Source organism: Mucilaginibacter phyllosphaerae, from assembly GCF_004378255.1.
GTDB classification, from domain to species: domain Bacteria; phylum Bacteroidota; class Bacteroidia; order Sphingobacteriales; family Sphingobacteriaceae; genus Mucilaginibacter; species Mucilaginibacter phyllosphaerae.
On sequence record NZ_SNQG01000005.1, the window covers coordinates 472,777 to 496,448 of the forward strand.

The window sequence follows — 23,672 nt, forward strand, 5'->3', positions numbered from 1 at the left end:
GGCACCCGTAATGAAAAGTTTTTTTAAGAACAACCTGGTGGTTAGCCCGGATATTATAAATAATAAGGCAGCAGGCGTTGCGGTTATAAAATTTACTGCTGATGTTGATGGCAACCTGTCTAAACTGGTTATTTATTATGCCGATGATTACCTGCTGACCATCCCGGCAATTGAGGCTTTAAAAAAATCTACAAAAAAATGGATCATCCCTAACAAGGAGAAATTCCATGATTTTATCATCCCTTTTTCCATCAGTTTTAATAACCCGGCTACCGGGGTGGCCTATGTGCAAAGCGAGGCATATGAGTTTTATAAACGCCGGCGCCCCATTATTGCCAATGACCAGATCCCGCTAAATGCAGCCACTTTGCTGCCCACCGTAGTGGTTAAGTACGATGCAGAATAAAAAAATGAATTATAAAAGCGGCAGTTGGTCGCTTTTATAATTTACACACCTGTTTTGCGCAAAACCCTTCATCCGGAATAAAATATAGCGGAACGAAAAAAACTTTCAAAAAGGACTGCAAAAAAAAATCCGTTGCCACATCAATCTCGTATTATAATATTGAATACCCAATTATTAAATATAAGTAAGATGCTGAATAATAAGATAAAGGCTGTTGCAACCAACATCCGCAACAAGCGCGAAGAATTAAACTACACTCAGGAGTATCTGGCTGCTAAATTAAGTATATCGCAAAATGCTTACAGCAAAATTGAATTAGGCTATACAAAAATTACGGTTGAGCGCCTTTTTCAGATAGCAGATGTTTTAGATACCGATTTAATGGGGCTTATTAGCACAGAAGAGACGGAAGCTGCCTGAATGGCGAAAAAAAGAAGTTAACATAGCCCGTAGCTGTTATATTTGCAAACCCAATTTGCAGATATGATCAAACCCGCAATAGTTGAACAAACCATAAAATTTGTACAGGATACCCTAAAGGATGCCGAAGGCGGGCATGATTGGTGGCATATTCACCGTGTTTGGACCAACGCTAAACAAATAGCCCGAACCGAGGAATGCGACCTGTTTGTTGTGGAACTTGCGGCGCTGCTGCATGATATTGCCGACAGCAAATTCCATAACGGGGATGAGGAAATTGGCCCGGCAACTGCCGGCAATTTTTTAACAGGTATTGATGTTGATGGCGATGTTGTTGAACATGTTCAGCAGATCATCAGGCATATGTCTTTCAAGGCCGGCTTTAACAAGGTAACCTTTCATTCTAAAGAATTAGCCATAGTACAGGATGCCGACCGGCTTGATGCTATTGGCGCCATTGGCATTGCCCGTGCGTTTACCTACGGAGGCTTTAAAAACAGGGAGATTTATAACCCTGCCATTCAGCCCAACCTAAGCATGAGCAAAGAAGAATACAAAAACACTACCGCCCCCACCATTAATCACTTTTACGAAAAACTACTGCTGCTAAAAGATAAAATGAACACGGATACGGGCAAGCAGCTTGCCTTGCAGCGCCATGATTTTATGGAAAGCTTTTTAAAGCAATTTTATCTGGAAGTGCAATAAATACCCCACCCTACATTTCTTTAACATGAAAAAAACGTTACTATTACTATTTGCATCACTGGCAATAACTAATTTTGCAGCCGCGCAGGATACCGTTAAAAATCAACGTTTTAACGTACACTTTCAGCAAACTGTAATTACACAATACAAGCCATCCTTTAGTGCGCCTTACACCGGCGCCAACAGTTTACTAACCGGCGAAGAAACACAATCATCCTTAACAACCACGCTGTTTGGCGGCGCGCGTTTATGGAAAGGCGCCGAGGCCTACTTTAACCCCGAAATGAGCGGCGGATCGGGCTTAAGCAAAACGCTGGGCATTGCAGGTTTCCCTAATGGCGAAACTTTTCGTGTGGGCGGTGCCGAACCTAAAATTTACATAGCCCGGTTATACTTATCGCAATACTTTGAATGGGGTAACGAGAAAGAAGCTATAGACGATGATGTAAACCAATTAGCAGGCCTGCGCAGCAAACGTTACCTAAAGGTTACTGTTGGTAAATTTGGTATGGCCGATTTTTTTGACGGCAACGAGTTTAGCCACGATGCCCGTTCGCAATTTATGAACTGGAGCTTAATGGACAATGCCGCATGGGATTACCCGGCTAATACCAGGGGCTACGTTTTTGGTGCAGTGGCCGATCTTGCCCAACCAAGCTGGAACCTGCGTTTTGCATTCACCATGACCACCACATCTGCCAATGGCGCCATTTGGGACCAGCAGCTAAAACACGCCAATACCCAAACTCTGGAGTATGAAAAACGCTACACCCTAAACGGGCAAAAAGGAACAGTAAGGTTACTGGCCTTCCGCAATAATGGCAAAATGGGCGTTTACCGGGATGCCATAGCTGCCAACCCATCTGCACCGGATGTTGACGCAAACCTTACCTACGGCAAACACAAATACGGTTTTGGCATCAGTGCCGATCAATACCTGAGCAACGATTTTGGCGTATTTGCAAAAGCAAGTTATAATGATGGCAAAACCGAAACCTGGGCATTTACCGAGATAGACCGTTCATTAAGCCTGGGTGCTACGCTGAGAGGCAACTCCTGGAGCCGCAAGGATGATGAAATTGGTTTGGCATTTGTAGGCAACGGTATCTCTAAAGACCACCAGGACTACCTGGCAGCAGGCGGCTACGGCTTTATTATCGGTGATGGGCAATTGAACTACTCGCCGGAATTGATCGCCGAAGTATATTATAAACTTAATGCCTATCAGCATAAGCTTTGGCTATCGCCCGATTACCAGTTTATAGCCAACCCTGCTTACAATCACGATCGCGGGCCGGTAAACGTGTTTTCGCTAAGGGCACATGTTGAATTTTAAGATCAGCATCAATTAAAGATCATCACGCATTAAACCAGCCGGGTTAAAAGCCGTCATACACGCAACATGAAAAACGTCATAGCAGCCATAGCATTAATTATTGCAAGCACCGGTGCATTTGCACAAACCAGATCCAATATCACCAAATCCAAAATATCCTTCGAGTTAAAAAACCTGGGGATTAAAACGGGTGGTACCATTGGGGGCATACAGGGTGATATTAATTTCGATCCAACAAATCTGGCAGCAGGTAAAATAGAAGCCACTGCTGATGTGAATACCATTAACACCGATAACGACATGCGCGATGCGCACCTGAAAAAGGATGACTACTTCGACGTGGAAAAATACCCTAAAATGAGCCTGTCTTCCGTGTCATTCAAAAAAAGCGGTAAAAGTTATATCGGGCAGTTTAATTTGTCGATTAAAGGCCGGACCAAGGCCGTTGAAATACCTTTTTCTTACGTAGAAACCACCGCAGGCAACCTGTTTAAGGGCAGCTTTAAAATTAACCGTAAAGATTTTGCCATTGGCGGCAACAGCATGACCATGAGCGATGATGTTACCATTAATTTTGAAGCCGAAGCCACAAAATAATAACGATATATTAATACTGTAACGCGCAGTTTTGTAGTAACTTTATGCTATGAAATTGCGCGTTCTCATTTTAATAAACGCTGCCGCGGTCGCTATTACTTTATCGGCAGTAAACTACTACTTTCAGCACAAGTGGTACGATGTGATGATCACCTTCCTGGTTACATTTATTACCAGCTACATTGTTTTTTATTATCTGATAGAAAAGTACATCTACTCAAAAATAAAGCTGATCTATAAACTTATTCATAACCTTAAGCTTGGCCGCGACCTGCGCGATGCATTGGGCGAACATGTTAGCGCAGACCCTATTAACGATGTAGAGCAGGAGGTAAAGGAATGGGCCAGGTTAAAAAAAACAGAGATAGATGACCTGAAAAAGCAAGAGAAATTCCGGAGGGACTTTTTATCGAATATATCGCACGAATTTAAAACCCCGCTTTTTGCCATACAGGGTTATATAGAAGCTTTGCAGGATGATGGTTTAGAGGATAAGGAGCTTGCTGTACAGTTTTTAGAAAAAGCATCCAAAAATGTTGACCGGCTGAGTTACCTGATCCATGATCTGGACGAGATCTCTAAACTGGAATCAGGAGAAATTCCGATCAACTACAGTAAATTCAAGATCAATGACCTGGTTAAAGAAGTTTTTGAATCGCTGGAGCTAAAATCTAAACAGCACAATATTAAGTTAACATTTAAACAGAAATACGACGACGGCATATTTGTGAACGCCGACCGCGAGAAAATACGACAGGTGCTGGTAAACCTTATCGATAACTCGTTTAAGTATGGCAAAGAGGGCGGTAACACATCTGTAAGTATATTTACACTGCACGAACAGGTATTGGTAGAAGTTACCGATGATGGCATAGGCATTGAAGAAAAGTTTTTACCCCGCTTATTTGAAAGGTTTTACCGTACAGATACCAGCCGGTCAAGGCAAATTGGCGGCTCGGGCCTGGGGCTTGCCATTGTTAAGCATATTGTAGAAGCACACCAGCAAACTATTAACGTGCGCAGTACCGAAGGCATGGGTTCTACCTTCGGGTTTACCTTGCAAATAGCCCGGCAAAGTTTACCTTTTCCAAACATACCGGTACTAAAAAGTTAACATTAACTTAACATAGCAACCTTACCTTTACAAAAATTTATTAGCAAGATGTCACTTAACAGTATTTTCCAATATTTTGTTCCTAAGGATAAAAAAACATTCTTCCCGCTTTTTGAACAGGCTGCAAGTAACGTAGTAAGCATGTCAACCATTTTGGTTGAAGCCGTTAACTCGGTTAACCCTGCCACGCGCGAAGAGCTTTTCAGGCAGATAGATAAGCTGGAGAATAAAGGTGACGAACTTACCCACCAGATATACCTGGAGCTGGGCAAAAACTTTATCACCCCTTTTGATCGTGAGGATATACATGCCTTAGCTACCGCGATTGATGACATTGCCGATTATATACATGGCGCAGCCAACCGGATGCTGCTTTACAAAATCGACGATTTTAATGAGCATATCCGCAAATTATCAGAATTGATTTTGCAGGCCGGTACCGATCTGGAAAAAGCCGTACGCGAGCTTAAAGATCTGAGGAATGTACGCGCCATTGCAGATTCGTGCATCCGCATTAACAGTGTTGAAAACCAGGCCGACTATGTATTTGACCGCGCTGTTGCCGACCTGTTTTTGTATGAGACAGATGCTATACGACTTATTAAATACAAAGAGATATTAGCTGCGCTGGAAACTGCTACAGATATGTGCGAAGATGCTGCCAATGTAATGGAATCGATATTAATTAAAAACGCCTAAGCATAATTTAAATCCGTTTAAATGGTTACCACCCTACTTGTTGCTGTAGTTGCCCTGGCGCTTATTTTTGATTATACCAATGGTTTTCATGATGCGGCCAACTCTATAGCCACCATTGTATCTACCAAAGTATTAACGCCTTTTCAGGCGGTATTACTTGCAGCGGTATTTAACTTTGCCGCTTACTTTTTTATTAAAGACCATAAAGTAGCCAATACGGTTGCCAAAACCGTTCACGAAGAGTTTATTACCCTGCATGTGGTACTGGCCGGCCTGATAGCCGCCATTACCTGGAACCTTACCACCTGGTGGTTTGGCATCCCGTCCAGCTCATCGCATACCCTTATCGGTGGCTTTGCAGGGGCGGGTATTACCAACGCCCTGTTTATGGGCCAGCATGCCTTTGCTGCCATTAACTCAGCCTACATCTTTAAAATTATAGCCTACATTGTGCTGGCGCCGTTCATCGGTTTATTTATTGCCTATTTTATAACCATCATTATTTTGCATATCTGTAAACGGGCCAAGCCTGTTACCGCCGAGCGTTGGTTTAAAAGGCTGCAACTGGTATCTGCCGCTGCATTAAGTTTTGCGCATGGTACTAATGATGCGCAAAAAGTAATGGGTATTTTATATGTAAGCTTAGTGGCTGCAAAAGTTATCAGCAGCGGTTCTGCCATGCCCGAGTGGATCCCGCTGGCGTGCTATACTGCAATTGCATTGGGTACTATGTCTGGCGGTTGGAAGATCGTTAAAACCATGGGGTCTAAAATAACAAAAATAACACCGCTTGAGGGTGTTGCTGCAGAAACAGCAGGTGCTGTAACCCTGTTTATTACCGAGCACTTTGCCATACCTGTATCTACCACGCATACCATCACCGGTTCTATTATCGGTGTGGGTTTAACAAAACGTGTATCGGCTGTGCGCTGGGGTGTTACCGTAAACCTGTTATGGGCGTGGGTAATTACCATCCCCATTTCGGCCCTTATTGCCGGGCTTGTATTTATGCTGGTAAGGCACTGGTAACTCATAAAACATAACTAAACTATAAAATTGCTGCCATACACTGGCAGCAATTTTGCTTTAACACCACCATGAAAAAAGCACTTATCCTTATTCCCCTCCTGTTTATTTTATTTTGCAGCTGCGATACACTGAACCAGGTAGCACAAACTACTATCCAGCAATACGGTAAACCTACCAACCTGGAAATAAACAACGGCCTTAAACAGGCGCTTGAACTGGGCACTAATAAAAGCTCGGACCAGTTATCATCTATTAACGGTTTTTTTGGCAATGCAGCTGTAAAGATCCTGTTCCCGCCCGAAGCCCAAAAAGTTGAAAAAACACTGCGCAGCATTGGCTTAAGCAAATTGGCCGATAATGTGATACTTTCTCTTAACCGCGCCGCAGAAGATGCAGCAGGAAAAGCCAAACCCATTTTTGTAAATGCTATTAAACAAATGACCTTAACTGATGTAACCAACATTTTATTAGGCAACCAGGATGCAGCGACACAATACTTTAAACGCACTACTACCGCACAATTAGCGGCCAGCTTTAAACCTGTTATACAAAACAGCTTAAACAAAGTGGGCGCTACCAAGTATTATACCGATGCTGCTAACGCCTACAATAAAGTGCCGTTTGTAAGCAAGGTAAACCCCGATATTACCGACTATGTTACCCAAAAAGCGATTGACGGCCTGTTTGTAGAGATAGCCCAGGAAGAGCTTAACATCCGCCAAAACCTGGGTGCACGCACCACGCCTTTATTACAAAAGGTATTTAGTTATTACGATAAGAATAAGAGGTAATTATATAACCGTATAACGATGGGTTTTATACCCATCGCTATATACAGGCCCATCATTAATTCACAGCCTTTTTAAAGCTGATTTTTATTTCTACTGCTTCGGGCTTGCCGCTGGTGTTGCCAACCCAGGGCGGCCCCTGCTGCAACAGCCGGATAGCTTCCTGGTCTGCCCCCGGGTTAAGCTTTTTAATTACTTTAATATTTTTAAGGCTGCCATCCGGGCTTACGGTAAACTGCAGCGTAACGGCACCCTCTTTATCATTTGGTGCAACGGCGTTATTTGTAAGGTAACTTTTAAAGTTATCCCAGCCGGTGCGCGGGTGCGCTTTAGGCTGCCTGGCTACCGGTTTGGTATTAACCACCACTACCTCACTTAACGAGTTTGTACTACCTTCCAGCTCAATCTTCAAGCTATCGCTTCCCCGCAGTGCAAGCGTTTTTGTACCATAGCCAACGTAACCAAAAGCGAGGTTTTCATCTTTTTTAACATTAGGCAAGGTAAACTTACCGTTAACATCTGTTTGTGTACCTATAGGCTTACCTACAACGTTAACAGATACGCCCGGCAAAGGCATTCCATCTCGCCGGTCTATCACTACGCCTTTTACCAGGTTTGGCGGCAAATTTGCCTTTGCCAGTGCATAAGCACTGTTTTGTGACCGTTCTGCCGGTTTCATCATGGCCCCGTCGGCTTTGCTTTTTAATATATTTAAAGATGAATAATTGTTGGTAGTAGCTATTTTATCGCCACCCAGTAAAACAGTATCCGTTTTTTTATTGGCGGCCATGTAGCTCATCACCACCGTTTCATCAAGGCTTGGGCTATCGGCAGCAGGTGCAGCAACGGGTGCAGCATCGGCTATTGCAATTTCAGATAAAGGCTGCGTAGTTCTTTGGCGTTTTACATGCCCGGCAAAAACCGGTTGTTTTACGCCCCCCTCTTGTGATAGGCTTGGTGCATATCTCATCGCTCCCGGCGCATTAAAAGCTTTGCTTTTATCACTAAGGGCAAGTGCTGTATCCGGCTGTTTGTTTTTAGCCGGCTGGTTCATCGCTACCTGGGTGTTTGTCGACACGTTTTGATTGTTATGATACAATACACCTAAAATTACAGCAAAGCCTGTTACAACAGCGGCAACAGCAGTTACCGCCCACGGTATCATGCGGCGGGTTTTAGTGGCAGTACGCTCATTTAAACGGGCCTGCAGGGCCGCAATATTATCCTGCTGCCCGGCTTTGGCCAAATCATAGCCTTCCAGCGCATCCATCAAAAACGGATCGTGCTGTGCCTCGCGCTCCAGTTGGTGCATAGCTTTGGCATCAAGTTCCCCATTCAGGTACTTCTGTATTTGCGATATGTCGGCCCTTTTATTGTCCACTGTTCTTCTCCAGGCAAATTTTAAGGTTGCGCTTTCCGTTTTGTATATAACTTTTTACCTCGTTTAGGGTATAGCCGGTTTCATCGGCCACATCCTTATAACATTTCTCGTCCAGGTAAAATAACCGTACACTCTGTTTTTGGGGCACCGTTAATTTATCCAGGCACCGCTCCAGGGCTTGCATGGCTTCTTCCCGGCTTTCGGTATCAGGATGCAAAACCGGTGTAAATTCCATAAATTCATCTAAACCCACCGTCTCCATTTTTTTACCGGCCCGCAACTGCATCAGGCAGTGGTTACGGCTAAAAACATATAACCAGCTCCTGAATTGTTTTACATCATGCTGATGCACCTTTTGTGCCAGCTCTTCAAATATGGCCATTACGGCATCCTGCGCCGGCTCTTCCTCCTTTAAATATTTTAAAGCCACACCGTAAACCAGCGGCATGTAGCGCTCATACAGCTTGCCCAGCAACTTTAAGTCGCGGGTAGCACGGTAGCTGTTCAGTAGCTGCTCGTCGTCGGTATCTTCTGGTTTAACTGGCCGGTTAAAAAATTTCATTCAAGAGAGGTGCAAAATAATTTTTTTTAATGGCTTATGGAAATCCTATCTGCACTGCATCCTACCCATAAAACATAACGGAATATGAAAAAGCTATTATTAATTATGATGCTGCTTGCCGCCTTTACCGGGTTTAAAGGCGCCGCGGCCAACCGTATCATTACCGGAACAGTTACTGCAGCAGATGATGGCCAGCCCATCCCCGGGGTAAGTATTATCTTAAAAGGAACCAACACCGGCACCGTAACCAATACCAAAGGCGGTTACGCTATTACAGTGCCAGATAGTGGCGCTACGCTGGTATTTAACTTTATCGGTTACCAATCGCAATTGGTTATGGTAGGTAGTAAAAATAAAATAGATGTTAAATTAACCGCCAGTGCGGCTACACTTAGCGAGGTGGTGGCGGTAGCCGGCTATCAAACACGGGATAAAAGCAAGCAGCTATCCGGCAAGGTAGCAGGCTTGGCTATCAACGGCCAACCTGGCGCTGCTGCTAATGTTATGATAAGGGGAGCCAACAGCTTTGCTTATATGCCCGCACCTGTTAGTGATAACGAAAGTTACAAAGGCATTACCGAAAACACTTTTACCAACGCAGCAGCTACACCACTCTCCACTTTTTCTGTTGATGTTGATGCGGCATCGTACAGTAACATAAGGCGCTTTATTAATAACGGACAACTCCCCCCGGCGGATGCCGTACGGGTAGAAGAGATGATCAATTATTTCAACTACAACCTTGCCGGCCCAACAGATGGCGGCCCGGTAGCCATCCATACCGAACTTTCATCTGCCCCATGGAATACCAGTCACCGCCTGTTGCGCATCGGCTTAAAGGCAAAAACCACCCCTGTTAAAAACCTGCCGGCGTCAAACCTCGTTTTCCTGATAGATGTATCGGGCTCGATGAGCGCCCCGAACAAACTGCCGCTGGTACAATCATCCTTAAAAATGCTGGTAGATCAGTTGCGCCCGCAAGATAAAGTTGCCCTGGTTGTTTATGCAGGTGCCGCAGGCGTAGTACTGCCGGCTACCGGTGGTGATAAAAAAGAAACCATTAAAAACGCCATTGATAACCTAAGCGCAGGCGGCTCAACCGCGGGCGGCGAAGGTATTAAACTGGCGTATAAAATTGCCGCAGAAAACCTGATGTCCAAAGGTAATAACCGCATTATTTTGGCTACAGACGGCGACTTTAATGTGGGTGCATCCGGCGACGATGACATGGAAAAGCTGATAGAAAAGAAACGCGAAAGCGGGATCTTTCTATCCGTATTGGGTTATGGCATGGGTAATTATAAAGATAGCAAGATGGAAACCCTGGCCGATAAAGGTAATGGCAACTATGCCTACATTGATAACATTACCGAAGCCCGCAAAACCTTAGTGAGCGAATTTGGCGGCACCTTATTTACCGTTGCCAAAGATGTTAAGTTACAAATAGAGTTTAACCCGGCCAAAGTGCAGGCCTACCGCTTATTGGGTTATGAGAACCGCATCCTGAACAAAGAAGATTTTAACGACGATAAAAAAGATGCCGGCGACATGGGCAGCGGCCATACCGTAACCGCCTTTTATGAGATTGTACCTGCCGGGATAAAAGATGATTATATGGTGAGTGTAGACCCGTTAAAATATCAAAAAGTTAAAGCAAATAAGGCCGATCTGAATCCATCTGCAGAAATGATGACCATCAAATTCAGGTATAAAGAGCCGGTATCCTCTAAAAGCAAACTGAGCCAAGCCGTGGTGTACGATAAACCGGTTGATTTTAAAGCCGCTTCTGTCGATTTCAAATTTTCATCGGCTGTAGCCGAAGTAGGTATGCTGCTGCGCGATTCCAAGTTTAAACAGAAAGCCAGCTTTGCCCATGCCATTGCCACCGCCCGTGCAGGCAAAGGCGATGATGCCGAAGGCTACCGTGCAGAATTTATCCGCCTGGCAGAAAGCGCCAGACTATTAAGTAAGTCGTCAGCTTTAGCAAAAGTTGGGGAAGGAGAATAGTTATTCGCCATGTCATGATGAGCCTGTCGAATCATTAGTCCTTCGACGGGCTCAGGATGACAAGCATTTTCGTCATTTACCCGCCTGTTATTTAGCGGGGTCCTGCCCAAATGTTTTACTCAGCATATTATACAATTCCGGGTGCTTGGTTTGGAATTGTTCGGGTTTTTCAAAAAAGTATTCAGATACCACGGCAAAAAATTCCGCTTCATTTGTGGTGGCATACACATCAATGTCTGAACGCCCCGCCTCTATCTTATGAATTTCCTGGTGCATCATGCTTATCCATGGTTTAATATATTCAGTCGGCAAAAATCCTTCGGGGATGCCATCTGTGGCGCCATCTGCCTTATCCAGCAAGTGCACAAACTCGTGGATGCCGGTATTTTCTTTTCCGTTATTTTTGGAGAATCCTTTAACAAGCGCATTGCGCGAAAGGATCATTTGCCCGTTCATATAACCGCTGCCAACCATACCCATAATGTTGCGCCCTTCGCCTTCGTTGCCCTCAAACTGAAATTCTTTATCAAAGGTATTCGGGTATAAAAGCACATTGGTTACGTTGCGGTAGGTCCAGTCTTTAAACGCAAAAATGGGGATCACCGCACTGGATGCCACCATCATACGGTCGGTGTCGTTTAGCTCTAAGCCCACACCTTCTATGTTTACGGCATCCAGAAATTGTTCAACCCTGTCTTCAAAATAAAGCTTATCGGTATCAGATAGCTTATTATAGTATTCGATATGCTGTATAAGCAATTGCTTCTGCGTATCGGTAAGGATGTTTTGGGTAAGCGCCCTTTTCTTTTTGCGTTGAAACAGGGTAAAACTGATAATAACAACAATAGCAATTAGGAGATATAACATAGCGGCTTTATTAAAAGGAATGATATTCAATAAGACCACATAACCAACAACAGGTAGTAATGTTCGTTGCAAGCCGTATTATAGCTATCACAATTTTGGGCGGTATAACTGTGTTAGCAAATACCTATACGAAAAAAGCGATGAGTATCCCCATCGCTTTCTTTAATCTTTCGGACTTTCCAACTATGGACTTCCGGCTTATATCAGTAGCCTTACAGGCTCTTCTAACAGTGCTTTTAGTGTTTGCAGGAATGCCGCTGCTGATGCGCCATCTACCACACGGTGATCTGCACTTAGGGTAACTTTCATTACGTTGCCCGGTACAACCGCACCATTTTTAACAACCGGTACTTGTGCAATGCCGCTAACGGCCAATATACAAGCATTTGGTGTGTTAATGATCGCTGTAAACTCGTCTACACCAAACATACCCAGGTTGGATATGGTGAATGTTGAGCCTTCCATTTCGGCGGGTTGTAATTTTTTGCCTTTGGCTTTACCGGCAAACTCTTTTACCTCTTGCGAGATATGGCTTAACGTTTTACCATCAGCAAATTTAATAACCGGTACCAGCAAACCTTCGTCTACCGCTACGGCCACGCCAATATGCACATGCTCATTGGTACGGATCTTATCGCCCAGGAACGATGAGTTAATGGCCGGATGTTGTTTTAAGGCAACCGCCACAGCTTTTACTACAAAATCGTTAAACGAGATCTTAACAGGCGCAATATCATTCATTTTACCACGGGCGACAATTGCCTGGTCCATATCAATGGCCATGGTAACATAAAAGTGCGGCGCAGTAAACAAGCTTTCTGATAACCTGCGGCTGATAGCCTTACGCATTTGCGTAACCGGCCTTTCGCTGAATTTTTCTTCGCCTGTGTAGGTTGGCAATACAACCGGTGCTTTTTCGGCAGGTGTAGCCGCCGCTGGGGCGCCTTGTTCTGCCGGTTTAGCGGTTTCTGCAGGTTTTGCAGATGGTGTATAGCTCTCTATATCTTTTTTAATGATGCGGCCGCCTTCTGCGCTGCCTTTAACATCATTTAAGTTAATGCCTTTGTCTTTAGCAATTTTACGGGCTAAAGGGGATGCCTTAACGCGGCTGTCATCAGCGTTAGCGCCTGTTGATGCAGCTTCGGCAGGTGCAGCTGTAGTTTCAGCTTTTTCTTCGGTAGTACTTTCGCTTTCTTGTGATTGTTCTGCAGTACCGTCGGCACCGTCAGCGTTATCCAGCAAGGGCTGTATATCTGTACCTTCTTTGCCCACAATGGCAATAATACCGTTTACCTGTGCAGCTTCGCCTTCTTTAACACCAATGTATAATAGTGTGCCTGCTTCATAACCCACAACCTCCATGGTAGCCTTATCGGTTGCCACATCAGCTAATGAGTCGTCTGCCTTTACTTTATCCCCAACTTTAAAGTTCCATTTTTCGATGGTACCTTCTGTCATGGTATCGCTTAACAACGGCATGCGTATTACGGTAGCCGGTATGCTTGATGTATCAACCTTTGGTTTTGCAGATGCAGATCTCTCTGCAGTTGCGGCCGGTTTTTTATCTTCGACAACTGCCGGTTTAGTTTCCGCAGGTTTTTCTTCAGCGGCCGGTTTCTCTTCAGCTTTTGCAGGTGCAGTACCTTCGCCATCTAAAAGAGCTTTATAATCTTCACCTTCTTTACCCAAAATTGCTATTACAGCATCAACAGGTACTGCGTTGCCTTCTTCAACACCAATATAAAGCACGGTGCCGTCCTGGTACGATTCAAAATCCATCGTGGCTTTATCAGTTTCTATCTCGGCTAAAACATCGCCGGATTTTACTGCATCGCCAACTTTTTTATGCCATTTTGCCAATACCCCTTCGGTCATGGTATCGCTCATTTTGGGCATTTTAACTACTTCAGCCATATACTGTTTGTTGCTAATATTTTAGGTGTAATAATTAGTCGCGGATGTAAGGATAATCAGTTTGCACATATACATCAGTATAAAGTTCTGATGCATCCGGCCATGGTGATTCTTCAGCAAATTTTACCGATTCTTCTACCTGTGCTTTAATTTTTGCTTCGATCTCCTCAAACCACTTATCATCAGCGTAACCTTCTTTTTGGATGGTAAGCTTTACCGTTTCAATAGGGTCTTTGGTTTTATAGCTTTCCAACTCTTCTTTAGTGCGGTATTTTTGCGGATCGCTCATCGAGTGACCTTTAAAACGATAGGTACGCATTTCTAAAAAGGTTGGGCCTTCGCCGCGGCGTGCGCGTGATACAGCCTCGTCCATTGCATTATGTACTGCAACAGGGTCCATACCATCAACCGGTGATGAAGGAATGCCGTAAGGTAAACCCAATTTATAAATATCTGTTTGTATCGTAGTACGTTCTACCGATGTACCCATGGCGTAACCATTGTTTTCGCAAACAAAAATTACCGGCAATTTCCACAGCGCAGCCATGTTAAATGTTTCGGTTAATGCACCCTGGCGAACGGCACCATCACCCATATAGGCAATATTAACGTTATCGGTACCTTTATATTTTTCGGCAAAGGCAATACCTGCACCCATTGGCACCTGGCCGCCTACAATACCATGCCCGCCATAAAAATGGTTTTCTTTATCAAACATGTGCATCGAGCCACCTTTACCTTTAGAGCATCCGGTTACTTTACCATACATCTCGGCCATAACAGCGTTGGGCGAAGTACCTTTTGCCAAAGCATGGGCATGGTCGCGATAAGCGGTTATCAAGCTATCCTCATGCCGTATTACCGACATAGCACCAGCTAAAACAGCTTCCTGGCCAATGTAGAGGTGACAAAACCCGCGGATCTTTTGCTGGCCGTATAACTGACCTGTTTTTTCTTCGAATTTCCGCATTAAAAGCATAGACTCATACCACATCAGGTAGGTGTCTTTAGTTATTTCGATTGAACTCATTTATTTAAAACAATTCTTAGAGAATGTGCAAATCTAATTATATCCTGCAAATAACCGAAACTGCAATGAATTTGTTGTAAAGTTTTATTTGGAAAACTGCAGCTTATATTTTCGGCAGTTAAGCTAAACGCTTAAATCACAAAATTTCATTTGGAATAGCGACCCTTTATAGTGGTTATATAAGGGTAAATGAAAGGCCCACACAATAATCTTCCAGTAAAAAAAATCCAGATAACTCATTTAAGCAAGGGCAGGCGTTGTAATGAATAGTACGTTTACAAAAACATTAACATATCTGTCAAAATTCACAATCCGGCAAATAAATTTCTATTCGTGAAATTCAAACGGGCCGGCTTATTCAAATTCGATACATTATTAACAATAGTTAAAAATATTATCTCTTTCGTAACAGAAAAAAATCTTTAGATTAATTTGGTAATTTAAAAATATTGGATAGTTTTGTATCCAACAATAGACACAGCGTCCAATTTAATATACATTTGCTGCCCTGATTCAGCAATTAAAGACATTAAATGAAGAAAATTACAATTGCTATTGCACTATTTCTGAGCGTTTTAGCCGCACAGGCTCAAACAAAAAATGTTCCAACTCAAGCCGCGGAATCTGCCGAGCAAGAGAGTTTAGCAAAAGATTACCTTTCACAGATAATGGGTGTTGCCGTTTCAGCAACCTCAAACATGAAACTTTTTCATTTTGTTTATGATTGGATAGGTACTCCTTACCGTTTTGGCGGCAGCTCAAGAAAAGGCATTGATTGTTCTGCATTCACCAAGCAATTATACGGAGACGTGTTTAACCTTACCATTCGCCGCAGTTCACGCGATATTTTCAGCATGGTTAACCCTGTTGGTAAAGACGACCTGAAAGAAGGTGATCTTGTTTTCTTTAAAATTCACAGCCGCAGCATTTCACACGTTGGCATTTACCTGGGTAATAACAGGTTTGCACACGCGTCATCAAAAGGTGTTGCCATAAGCAGTTTAGACGATGCCTACTATAGCCGCTACTTTTATAAAGGTGGCCGCTTGCTGGAGTCGTTCAAAAACGAACTGTCAACCGCATCAACTACGGCTGCCGAAGACCAAGCTAACTAAGTAAACCTAAATTAAATATCCCAGATCCTTTCATCAGCATGAAAGGATTTTTTTTGCTCCCTGCATGAAATTACGGTTGATGTTACTTTTAGGATGTTTGGCTTTAATTACTGCCTGCCATCATTCAAAATCAAAAAAACAGGCAGTTTACCGGCTAAAGCATACGCAAATACCGGCTGCTGCAACTGAGCCCACAGTTGTAGACACCGTAATAAATATTGCTGCCGTGGGCGATATTATGCTTGGTTCATCCTATCCCGACAGTACTTTTTTACCAGCCGATGGCGCTAAAAACACCTTTAACACTACTGCACAATATTTGCAAAAAGCCGATATTACGTTTGGTAACCTGGAGGGGGTATTGCTTGATACCGGCGCACCGGTGAATTACAAATTAAAATTCAGGCATCAGGGTTATTTATTTAGAATGCCCGCAAAATATGCCGGTATTTTAAAAGATGCCGGCTTTAACTTATTAAGTGTAGGCAATAACCACTCTAATGATTTTGATCTTGCCGGGCGCAAAAGCACCATTAAAATATTAGATAGCCTGGCCATTTACACTGCCGGCTTTAAAAGCCATCCCTCAAAAATATTTACCAAAAATGGGGTAACGTATGGTTTCTGCGCTTTTTCGCCGAACGGCCAAACGGTTTCGCTGCTGCAAATTGCAGCAGCGAAAAACATTATAAAAAACTTAAAGGCTAAAAGCAATGTGGTGATCGCATCCTTCCATGGCGGCGGCGAAGGCACCGGATACGAGCATGTGGCCGATTCGGCAGAAATATTTAAAGGGGAAAACCGGGGTAACCTGCGCTTATTTACCCATGCCGCCATTGATGCCGGCGCCGATGTGGTAATAGGGCACGGCCCGCACGTAGCACGCGCAATAGAATTATACAAAAACAGGCTGATAGCCTACAGCTTGGGTAATTTTGCTACTTACAAAGGCGTAAGCGTGGCCGGGGTTTGCGGCCTGGCACCCTTGCTGCAATTACAAATCAATAAAAACGGGGAATTTTTAAACGGTAAGATACTTTCATACACGCAAAATCACCAGGCCGGTTTAAAGCCCGATAGCCTTAACCGCGCGGCTTTACGCATAAAAGCTTTAACCGAGGCCGATTTTACACGGCCCGGCTTAACTATTTCTACAACAGGTATTATAACGCCCCAAGCCGTAAATTAGGCTTCGTCTTTAGTATTGCGCACAAGGCTTATGCCTGTAAAAAAGAAAATAATGGCAATTAAACCTACTACAATTAAAGTAGTGGTTTCACCTGCATGCTGAATGATCTGTACGCCAGTGTATATCAGGCCAACAATGCCTAAAACAGTTAGTATAGCGCCGAAAGTACGTTTTAAATTCATGATAGATAATTAGTTAGTTTTAAACAATCTACTCATAAACCACTTTACCTGTAGTTTGTTTTGTTTAACACAGTTGTTATATGGCACCGGGAATTATCATTAAATTGTCAATTTCTTAATATCGTTCATATCATTTGATCACCAATTACGTTAATATGCCTGTAAGTGCCTCGCATTTACATTGTGATAAGGTTTAGGTTGAAAGTCCCCGGGCAGCGAGTGCTTGGGGCTTTTATTTTATAAGCCTGTCGATATTCCGCAACAAAAATTTCATCTTCATTTTTTTAACTCCCTATAATGATCGAATTAAAAGCAAAACTGCATGCTTTATGTGTTGCTTATGTGCAAAGCCGTATGAACGCAGCAGAACAAGCCATTGCCGAAGCACAGCAGGCGCAAAATGACGATACCAAAAGCAGCGCAGGTGATAAGTACGAAACCGGCCGCGAAATGGCCCAGCAGGAAACCAACCGCAACCTGGCCCAGTTAAACGAAGCTAACAAGCTGCTGGTAGCCTTAAATCATATCTCTTTTAACAGCATAGCGCAAAAAGCCGAAGCCGGAAGCATTATTATTACCACTAACGGCAATTTTTATTTAGCCATTAGTGCCGGTACCTTAAGTGCAGATGGCAAAAGCTACTTTGCCGTGTCGCCGGCATCGCCAATTGGCTATAAACTAAAGGATAAAACTGTTGGGGATGCATTTGTTTTAAATGAAAAAACTTATCAGATAACGTCAATTATTTAATTTTTGGGGCGGCAAATTAGCCCGAAATAGAAAATAAAAAATTTAGTTTAATAAATAATTGTACAACTGATTGATTTCTATTCTATATTTGATGTAAACAAATAAAATGACAGGTAACAAACTGATCATTACTAAACTAATTTTTTGATGAACATATTCGTAGGAAGCCTTCCTTACTCATTACAGGAAGCAGATTTACAAGAGCTTTTCGAAGCTTATGGTGAAGTAACCACCGTTAAAATTATTATTGACAGAGAATCTGGCAGAAGCAAAGGCTTTGGTTTTGTTGAAATGTCTGATGACGAAGCTGCACAAAAAGCGATTTCAGGCCTTAACGGTTCTGAAGTTAGCGGCCGTTCAATTGCTGTTAGCCAGGCAGAAGATAAAAAACCAGGCGACCGCAGAAGCGGTGGCGGCGGTGGTTTTGGTGGCGGCAACCGTGGCGGCGGTGGCGGTGGCTACTCAAGAGACAATAACAGAGGTGGCGGCGGTGGCGGCTACTCTAAAGATAGCAGAGGCGGCGGCGGCGGTAGCCGTTGGTAATCTGTAAAGATCACCTTTAAAGGTAAAAGCGCTGTATTACCAGGCTTTTACCTTTAATTATTGAAACACGCTCTCAAAATTTTGTTAGCGTGCTTTTTGTTGCCTTTTTTTAAGGTTTAGCATTGTTTATATCATCAATTCTGGTATAATATCCTGTATAGCATACGGGGTAGTTAAAACCACTTGCATCAAATTTTGTTATCAGGCCAATAAATTCTTTGTTTCTACAGCCGGGAACTTAAGTGGCTTTGATACTTTTTATTATTTTTGTCAAAAATCATAACCAATGAGCGAACTCATTAAAAAACAAGTAAATGATGCAAAAGCTTTAATGGATAAAGCCATTGCCCATGCAGATAACGAATTAAACAAGATACGTGCTGGTAAAGCAAACCCATCTATGCTGGATGATGTTACTGTAGATTACTATGGCACACCTACCCCGTTAAGCCAGATAGGCAGTGTAAATACGCCTGATGCGCGTACCATCATTGTACAACCCTGGGAAAAAAACTTGTTACCCGCTATAGAAAAAGCCATTAAAGAAGCTAACCTGGGTATTAACCCGCAAAACGATGGCGTTATTATCCGTATTAACGTACCACCGCTAACCGAAGAGCGCCGCCGCGACCTGGCTAAAAAAGCTAAAGGCGAGGCCGAAACCGGCAAAATTGCTATCCGTAACATCCGGAAGGATGCCAACGAAAAGATCAAAAAATTAAAAACCGAAGGTGTTTCTGAAGATGAGATAAAAGTTGGCGAAGCAGAAGTGCAAAAATTAACCGATGCCTACATTGTAAAAGTAGATCAGCTATCAGAAGCAAAAGAAAAAGATATCATGACAGTTTAACATACTGTTGAATTTAATTAAAAGGGATGGCCGAAAGGTTCATCCCTTTTTTATTGGATGGATTATTCATAATCTTATCAGAGGTTTGCCCCTCTGCTGCTATGGCATATGCTGAGTTTAAAAGTGGGATGGGCGGACCTGTTTATTAACGTCATTGTCAAATTAAAGGGAATGAGCCATATAGCCCGATGCCTTTATTTATTTTTGCTCTCGAAAAATGAATATACTTATCAGTTATCTAAAAAAACACCGCTGGATTGTTGTGCTGGCGCTGTTTCTTGCAGCCATGAACATCGGCTTCTCTCTGCTGGATCCCTACATAACCGGCCGTATTGTTGACAGCGTTATAGAAAAACGGGGCGCGCTGCAAGAAAGCGAGTACCTGCACCGCGTATTGATGTACGTTGGCCTGGCTATTGGTGTAGCCATGATATCGCGCATAGCCAAAAACTTTCAGGACTATTTTACCAATATCATCACCCAAAAAGTTGGCGCAGAAATGTATGCCGACGGGCTTAAACACTCGCTTGAGCTGCCCTACCAGGTATTCGAAGATCAGCGTAGCGGCGAAACCCTGGGCATTTTGCAAAAGGTACGCTTAGATTGCGAAAAGTTCATCACATCGTTCATCAGCATATTATTTGTAAGCTTAATAGGGATGGTATTTGTTATGGTGTATTCGGTATCCATTAGTTATCAGGTACTACTGGTATATTTTACCGCTATCCCTATTATCACGTTTGTAAGTATGGCCATGAGCCGCCGCATCAAACGCATTCAAAAAAATATTGTTACCGAAACTACGGCCCTGGCCGGTTCTACTACCGAGTCTTTACGAAATATCGAACTGATAAAAAGCCTGGGTTTAGCCAAGCAGGAAATAAAACGCTTAAATACCACAACCTATAAAATATTAGACCTTGAATTAAAAAAAGTAAAATATGTACGCAGTATGAGCTTTGTACAAGGCACCACCGTTAACCTGGTGCGCAGCGCCATGGTAGTGGTATTGCTGATGCTGATATTTAAAGGGCATATTTCGGCAGGGCAGTACTTTACCTTCCTGTTTTATTCTTTTTTTCTGTTTAACCCTTTGCAGGAATTAGGTAACGTAATTTTAAGCTGGCGCGAGGCGGAGGTTTCTTTAGGCAATTTTAAAAATATCCTAAACACGCCCATCGATAAAAAACCCGAAAAACCGGTATTGCTGGAAAAAATAGGCACACTTACCTTCGCCGATGTTAGCTTTAAACATTTAACTGCTAACCGTAATGCCCTTAACCATATCAGTTTTAAAGCAAACAGCGGCGAAACCATTGCCTTTGTAGGGCCATCCGGATCTGGTAAAACCACGCTGGTTAAGTTACTGGTGGGTTTATATCAGCCTTTACAGGGCGATGTGTTGTATAACAGTATATCAAGTAACGAGATAGACCTGGATCAGCTGCGCGAGAAAATTGGCTTTGTTACCCAGGATACGCAGCTATTCTCTGGCACCATTCGCGAAAACCTGCTGTTTGTTAACCCTACAGCTACCGATGAAGAATGTATGAGTGTACTACAGCGCGCGGCCTGCCAAACCCTGCTTGCACGTGCCGATAAAGGTTTAGATACAGTAATTGGCGAAGGCGGCGTTAAAGTATCGGGCGGCGAAAAGCAACGCCTTTCTATCGCCCGTGCCTTGCTGCGTAAGCCCGACCTGCTGGTGTTTGATGAAGCTACTTCTTCCCTTGATTCTATCACCGAGGAAGAGATAACCGATACCATCCGCGATGTATCTGAACTGAACGATCATATCACTATACTGATAGCACACCGGCTATCAACTATTATGCATGCCGATTGCATTTACGTATTAGAGAAAGGCCAAATTATCGAATCGGGCAAGCACCATGACCTGATAGACCAGAAAGGTTTATATTACGCCATGTGGCGCCAGCAAATTGGTGAGAAACATGCGGTAGATGCGTAGGTAGCTTGTGACAGTATTCCCTACCCGCCTACCGTCATTGCGAGCGATAGCGTGGCAATCTTTGATAGAAAAATCGGCGACCTACCTATCGAAGATTGCCACGTCACTACGTTCCTCGCAATGACGCGCAGGTGAAAACAAACAAAGCCCCGCTGATCAGCAGGGCTTTCTTGGTATAAGCTTATTTTATTTCACCAGCGTGCCAATTGGTTCGCCGTTGGCAATTTTCATAAAATTGCCTTCTTTGTTCATATCAAATACAATGATAGGGAGTTTGTTTTCCTGGCAAAGAGTAATGGCGGTCATGTCCATTACATTCAGGCCCTTATCGTACACTTCCTGAAAGCTGATCTCGTCATAACGGGTTGCAGATGGGTCCTTCTCCGGGTCGGCCGTATAAATCCCATCCACGCGGGTACCTTTCAGCACCACGTCTGCTTTGATCTCTATGGCGCGTAAAGATGCCGCTGTATCTGTAGTGAAGTATGGGTTACCGGTACCGGCACCAAAGATCACAATTTTACCCACCTCTAAATGGTGCATGGCACGGCGGCGGATGTAAGGCTCGCAGATCTGCTCCATTTTAATGGCCGATTGTAAACGGGTTTCCACACCAATACTTTCCAGCGCATTTTGCAGGGCCATACAGTTAATTACGGTTGCCAGCATCCCCATATAATCTGCCTGGGCACGTTCCATACCACTTTTTTCGGCACTAAGCCCTCTAAAAATATTACCGCCACCCACAACAATGGCTATTTCTATACCCTGGTCTTTAACGGCCTTTATATCATGCGCGTACTGTAAAACCTGGTTGTTATCGATACCGTACTGGCGTTCGCCCATCAGGGATTCGCCGCTTAATTTCAGCAGGACTCTTTTATATTTCATTTATAAGGAAGATTTATCAAAAATAGATAATAAATGGTATTGTTAAAATTTTATGTTGCCGGTGTTAAATAATTTCCCTGCAATATGGTTGCCAGGGTTTGGTATTGCTCATTAAAGATGATCAGATCGGCATCAAAACCGGCTTCTACATTACCCTTAGTTTTTTTGCCTGCAAGTTTTGCCGGGTAAAGCGAAGCCATATTTACCGCCTCTGCCAGATCTATCCCAACCTTTTCCACGCAATTTTGCACTGCCTTAAGCATGGTAAGGCTCGATCCGGATAGCGTACCATCCGGCATTACATATTTGTTGCCCTCTAACCTATGCTGGTAGGCTCCCTCTGTTGCGGCCGTAACCGCATCAGTAATCAGGAACAGTCTATCGCCAAGTTCGCGCTTGGCCAAACGGATCATCGGCCAATCTACATGGTTCCCATCAGCAACTATGCCGGTATAAGGTTTTTCTTCAAAAATAGCAGGGATGTATCCCGGTTCGCGGTGATGCATTTGGGGCATCGCATTAAACAGGTGCGTTACCGCCGGGATGGGCTTATTTAAAAAGTTTTTACCCTGCTCATAAGTAGCATTGCTATGGCCCGATGAAATGATGATACCCTGCGCATGCAGATAATCTATCACTTCCTGATCCTGCAACTCGGGTGCAATGGTTATCATGGTTATCACGCCATCGGCCTGTTCTACCCAGCTTTTAACTTCGGCGAGTGTGGCTTTTTTAATAAATTCTGCAGGATGCGCACCTTTTTTAATGGGGTTAAGATATGGCCCTTCTAAGTGCAGGCCCCAAAAGTTACCTTTTGCGGTAGCACGGTAGGCTTTAGCAACGGCTATCCCCTTTTCTACAATATCGTTGGTATTGGTACCAATGGTAGCAAAAAAGCCTGTGGTACCTTGGTTTAGCAGGTCATCCTCCATCTGCCTTAAGGCGGCCTCTTCGGGTTTGCCGGCAAATAGTTTACCGCCGCTGCCGTAGATCTGTAAGTCGATAAAACCGGGGGCAAGGTATGCCCCGTTCAGATCTTTCTTGCCGGCACCTGCAGGGATGGCAGTTTCATCAATAACGGCTTTGATGTGGCTGCCCGCAATTAAAACGGCTTTGCCTTGGGCGATGGTACCGCCAGAGATGAGTTTAAGGTTATGAAGTGCTGTTATCATAGAAGCCCCCTCTAAATCTCCCCCGATAGGGGAGACTTTACTTTTTCGATTTTGAAATCTTCTTTACAATTGCAGAGACGCGATACTTCGCGTCTTTTCACAAACAGAGACGCGATACTCCGCATCTTTCGCAAACAGAGACGCGAAGTA

Annotated in this window: 24 protein-coding genes; 16 read left to right on the forward strand and 8 right to left on the reverse strand. The window is 43.7% G+C overall.

The features are described from left to right. The first annotated feature begins 10 nt into the window (after positions 1-10). The 9 genes from E2R65_RS15610 to E2R65_RS15650 all read left to right on the forward strand — a co-directional run bounded on the left by E2R65_RS15610 (position 11) and on the right by E2R65_RS15650 (position 7,100). Positions 11-406 carry a hypothetical protein gene (locus tag E2R65_RS15610; protein WP_134337408.1) on the forward strand — a complete coding sequence of 132 codons (396 nt, stop codon included), beginning with the start codon at positions 11-13 and terminating at the stop codon, positions 404-406. 189 nt (positions 407-595) lie between these two features. Next, positions 596-826 (forward strand): helix-turn-helix domain-containing protein, encoded by a 231-nt coding sequence (locus tag E2R65_RS15615; protein WP_134337409.1) that lies wholly within the window; start codon positions 596-598, stop codon positions 824-826. 63 nt (positions 827-889) lie between these two features. Then, positions 890-1,534, forward strand: a complete 645-nt coding sequence (locus E2R65_RS15620) for an HD domain-containing protein (protein ID WP_134337410.1) — start codon at positions 890-892, stop codon at positions 1,532-1,534. 25 nt (positions 1,535-1,559) lie between these two features. Continuing rightward, positions 1,560-2,870 carry a carbohydrate porin gene (locus E2R65_RS15625; protein ID WP_134337411.1) on the forward strand — a complete coding sequence of 437 codons (1,311 nt, stop codon included), beginning with the start codon at positions 1,560-1,562 and terminating at the stop codon, positions 2,868-2,870. A gap of 66 nt (positions 2,871-2,936) precedes the next feature. Next, a complete protein-coding gene (locus E2R65_RS15630; RefSeq protein ID WP_134337412.1) occupies positions 2,937-3,467 on the forward strand; it encodes a YceI family protein in 531 nt (176 codons plus the stop codon). Between the two features lie 49 nt (positions 3,468-3,516). Continuing rightward, positions 3,517-4,581 (forward strand): sensor histidine kinase, encoded by a 1,065-nt coding sequence (locus tag E2R65_RS15635; RefSeq protein ID WP_134337413.1) that lies wholly within the window; start codon positions 3,517-3,519, stop codon positions 4,579-4,581. A 48-nt stretch (positions 4,582-4,629) separates the two neighbouring features. Beyond that, positions 4,630-5,280 (forward strand): DUF47 domain-containing protein, encoded by a 651-nt coding sequence (locus E2R65_RS15640; protein WP_121248252.1) that lies wholly within the window; start codon positions 4,630-4,632, stop codon positions 5,278-5,280. Between the two features lie 21 nt (positions 5,281-5,301). Further along, positions 5,302-6,309: an inorganic phosphate transporter gene (locus E2R65_RS15645; protein ID WP_134337414.1), complete on the forward strand. Its 1,008-nt coding sequence runs from the start codon at positions 5,302-5,304 to the stop codon at positions 6,307-6,309. Positions 6,310-6,377: 68 nt separating this feature from the next. Next, on the forward strand, positions 6,378-7,100 hold the full coding sequence (locus E2R65_RS15650; protein ID WP_134337415.1) for a DUF4197 domain-containing protein: 723 nt from the start codon (positions 6,378-6,380) through the stop codon (positions 7,098-7,100). 55 nt (positions 7,101-7,155) lie between these two features. On the opposite strand, the gene E2R65_RS15655 is transcribed toward E2R65_RS15650, so the two are convergent. Together E2R65_RS15655 and E2R65_RS15660 are read right to left on the reverse strand one after the other, a co-directional pair. Beyond that, positions 7,156-8,478 (reverse strand): energy transducer TonB, encoded by a 1,323-nt coding sequence (locus E2R65_RS15655; protein WP_134337416.1) that lies wholly within the window; start codon positions 8,476-8,478, stop codon positions 7,156-7,158. Next, entirely contained in the window at positions 8,468-9,040 is a 573-nt protein-coding gene (locus E2R65_RS15660; RefSeq protein WP_134337417.1) for an RNA polymerase sigma factor, read from the reverse strand. The genes E2R65_RS15655 and E2R65_RS15660 overlap by 11 nt, the downstream gene beginning before the upstream one ends. Before the next feature lie 84 nt (positions 9,041-9,124). Here E2R65_RS15660 and E2R65_RS15665 point away from each other — a divergent pair, with 84 nt between their 5' ends. After that, complete coding sequence (locus E2R65_RS15665; RefSeq protein WP_134337418.1) at positions 9,125-11,047, forward strand: vWA domain-containing protein; 1,923 nt, start codon at positions 9,125-9,127, stop codon at positions 11,045-11,047. 87 nt (positions 11,048-11,134) lie between these two features. Here E2R65_RS15665 and E2R65_RS15670 read toward each other — a convergent pair whose 3' ends face one another. The 3 genes from E2R65_RS15670 to pdhA form a co-directional block, all read right to left on the reverse strand. Continuing rightward, a complete protein-coding gene (locus tag E2R65_RS15670) occupies positions 11,135-11,914 on the reverse strand; it encodes a M90 family metallopeptidase (RefSeq protein ID WP_134337419.1) in 780 nt (259 codons plus the stop codon). 198 nt (positions 11,915-12,112) lie between these two features. Then, positions 12,113-13,828, reverse strand: coding sequence for a pyruvate dehydrogenase complex dihydrolipoamide acetyltransferase (locus E2R65_RS15675; protein ID WP_134337420.1), 1,716 nt, complete (start codon positions 13,826-13,828; stop codon positions 12,113-12,115). Between the two features lie 34 nt (positions 13,829-13,862). Next, on the reverse strand, positions 13,863-14,858 hold the full coding sequence (gene pdhA / locus E2R65_RS15680) for a pyruvate dehydrogenase (acetyl-transferring) E1 component subunit alpha (RefSeq protein ID WP_134337421.1): 996 nt from the start codon (positions 14,856-14,858) through the stop codon (positions 13,863-13,865). A 533-nt stretch (positions 14,859-15,391) separates the two neighbouring features. On the opposite strand from pdhA, the gene E2R65_RS15685 reads away from it, so the two are divergent. Together E2R65_RS15685 and E2R65_RS15690 are read left to right on the forward strand one after the other, a co-directional pair. Then, on the forward strand, positions 15,392-15,973 hold the full coding sequence (locus E2R65_RS15685) for a C40 family peptidase (RefSeq protein WP_134337422.1): 582 nt from the start codon (positions 15,392-15,394) through the stop codon (positions 15,971-15,973). Between the two features lie 64 nt (positions 15,974-16,037). Beyond that, positions 16,038-17,162 carry a CapA family protein gene (locus E2R65_RS15690; protein ID WP_134337423.1) on the forward strand — a complete coding sequence of 375 codons (1,125 nt, stop codon included), beginning with the start codon at positions 16,038-16,040 and terminating at the stop codon, positions 17,160-17,162. Here E2R65_RS15690 and E2R65_RS15695 read toward each other — a convergent pair. Further along, entirely contained in the window at positions 17,159-17,344 is a 186-nt protein-coding gene (locus tag E2R65_RS15695; RefSeq protein WP_134337424.1) for a hypothetical protein, read from the reverse strand. The genes E2R65_RS15690 and E2R65_RS15695 overlap by 4 nt on opposite strands. A 297-nt stretch (positions 17,345-17,641) precedes the next feature. Between E2R65_RS15695 and E2R65_RS15700 the strand changes: the two genes are divergently transcribed. The 4 genes from E2R65_RS15700 (at position 17,642) to E2R65_RS15715 (ending at position 21,459) form a co-directional block, all read left to right on the forward strand. Next, positions 17,642-18,094: a 3-oxoacyl-ACP synthase gene (locus E2R65_RS15700; protein WP_134337425.1), complete on the forward strand. Its 453-nt coding sequence runs from the start codon at positions 17,642-17,644 to the stop codon at positions 18,092-18,094. Between the two features lie 147 nt (positions 18,095-18,241). Next, complete coding sequence (locus E2R65_RS15705) at positions 18,242-18,637, forward strand: RNA recognition motif domain-containing protein (protein WP_134337426.1); 396 nt, start codon at positions 18,242-18,244, stop codon at positions 18,635-18,637. A gap of 286 nt (positions 18,638-18,923) precedes the next feature. Then, the gene (gene frr, locus E2R65_RS15710) at positions 18,924-19,487 is read left to right on the forward strand and encodes a ribosome recycling factor (RefSeq protein WP_134337427.1); all 564 of its coding nucleotides are present in this window, start codon (positions 18,924-18,926) and stop codon (positions 19,485-19,487) included. A gap of 217 nt (positions 19,488-19,704) precedes the next feature. Then, positions 19,705-21,459 (forward strand): ABC transporter ATP-binding protein, encoded by a 1,755-nt coding sequence (locus E2R65_RS15715; RefSeq protein WP_134337428.1) that lies wholly within the window; start codon positions 19,705-19,707, stop codon positions 21,457-21,459. A gap of 186 nt (positions 21,460-21,645) precedes the next feature. Here E2R65_RS15715 and pyrH read toward each other — a convergent pair whose 3' ends face one another. After that, entirely contained in the window at positions 21,646-22,350 is a 705-nt protein-coding gene (gene pyrH, locus E2R65_RS15720) for a UMP kinase (RefSeq protein WP_134337429.1), read from the reverse strand. A 50-nt stretch (positions 22,351-22,400) separates the two neighbouring features. Then, complete coding sequence (nagA, locus tag E2R65_RS15725; RefSeq protein ID WP_134337430.1) at positions 22,401-23,522, reverse strand: N-acetylglucosamine-6-phosphate deacetylase; 1,122 nt, start codon at positions 23,520-23,522, stop codon at positions 22,401-22,403. Between the last annotated feature and the right edge of the window lie 150 nt (positions 23,523-23,672).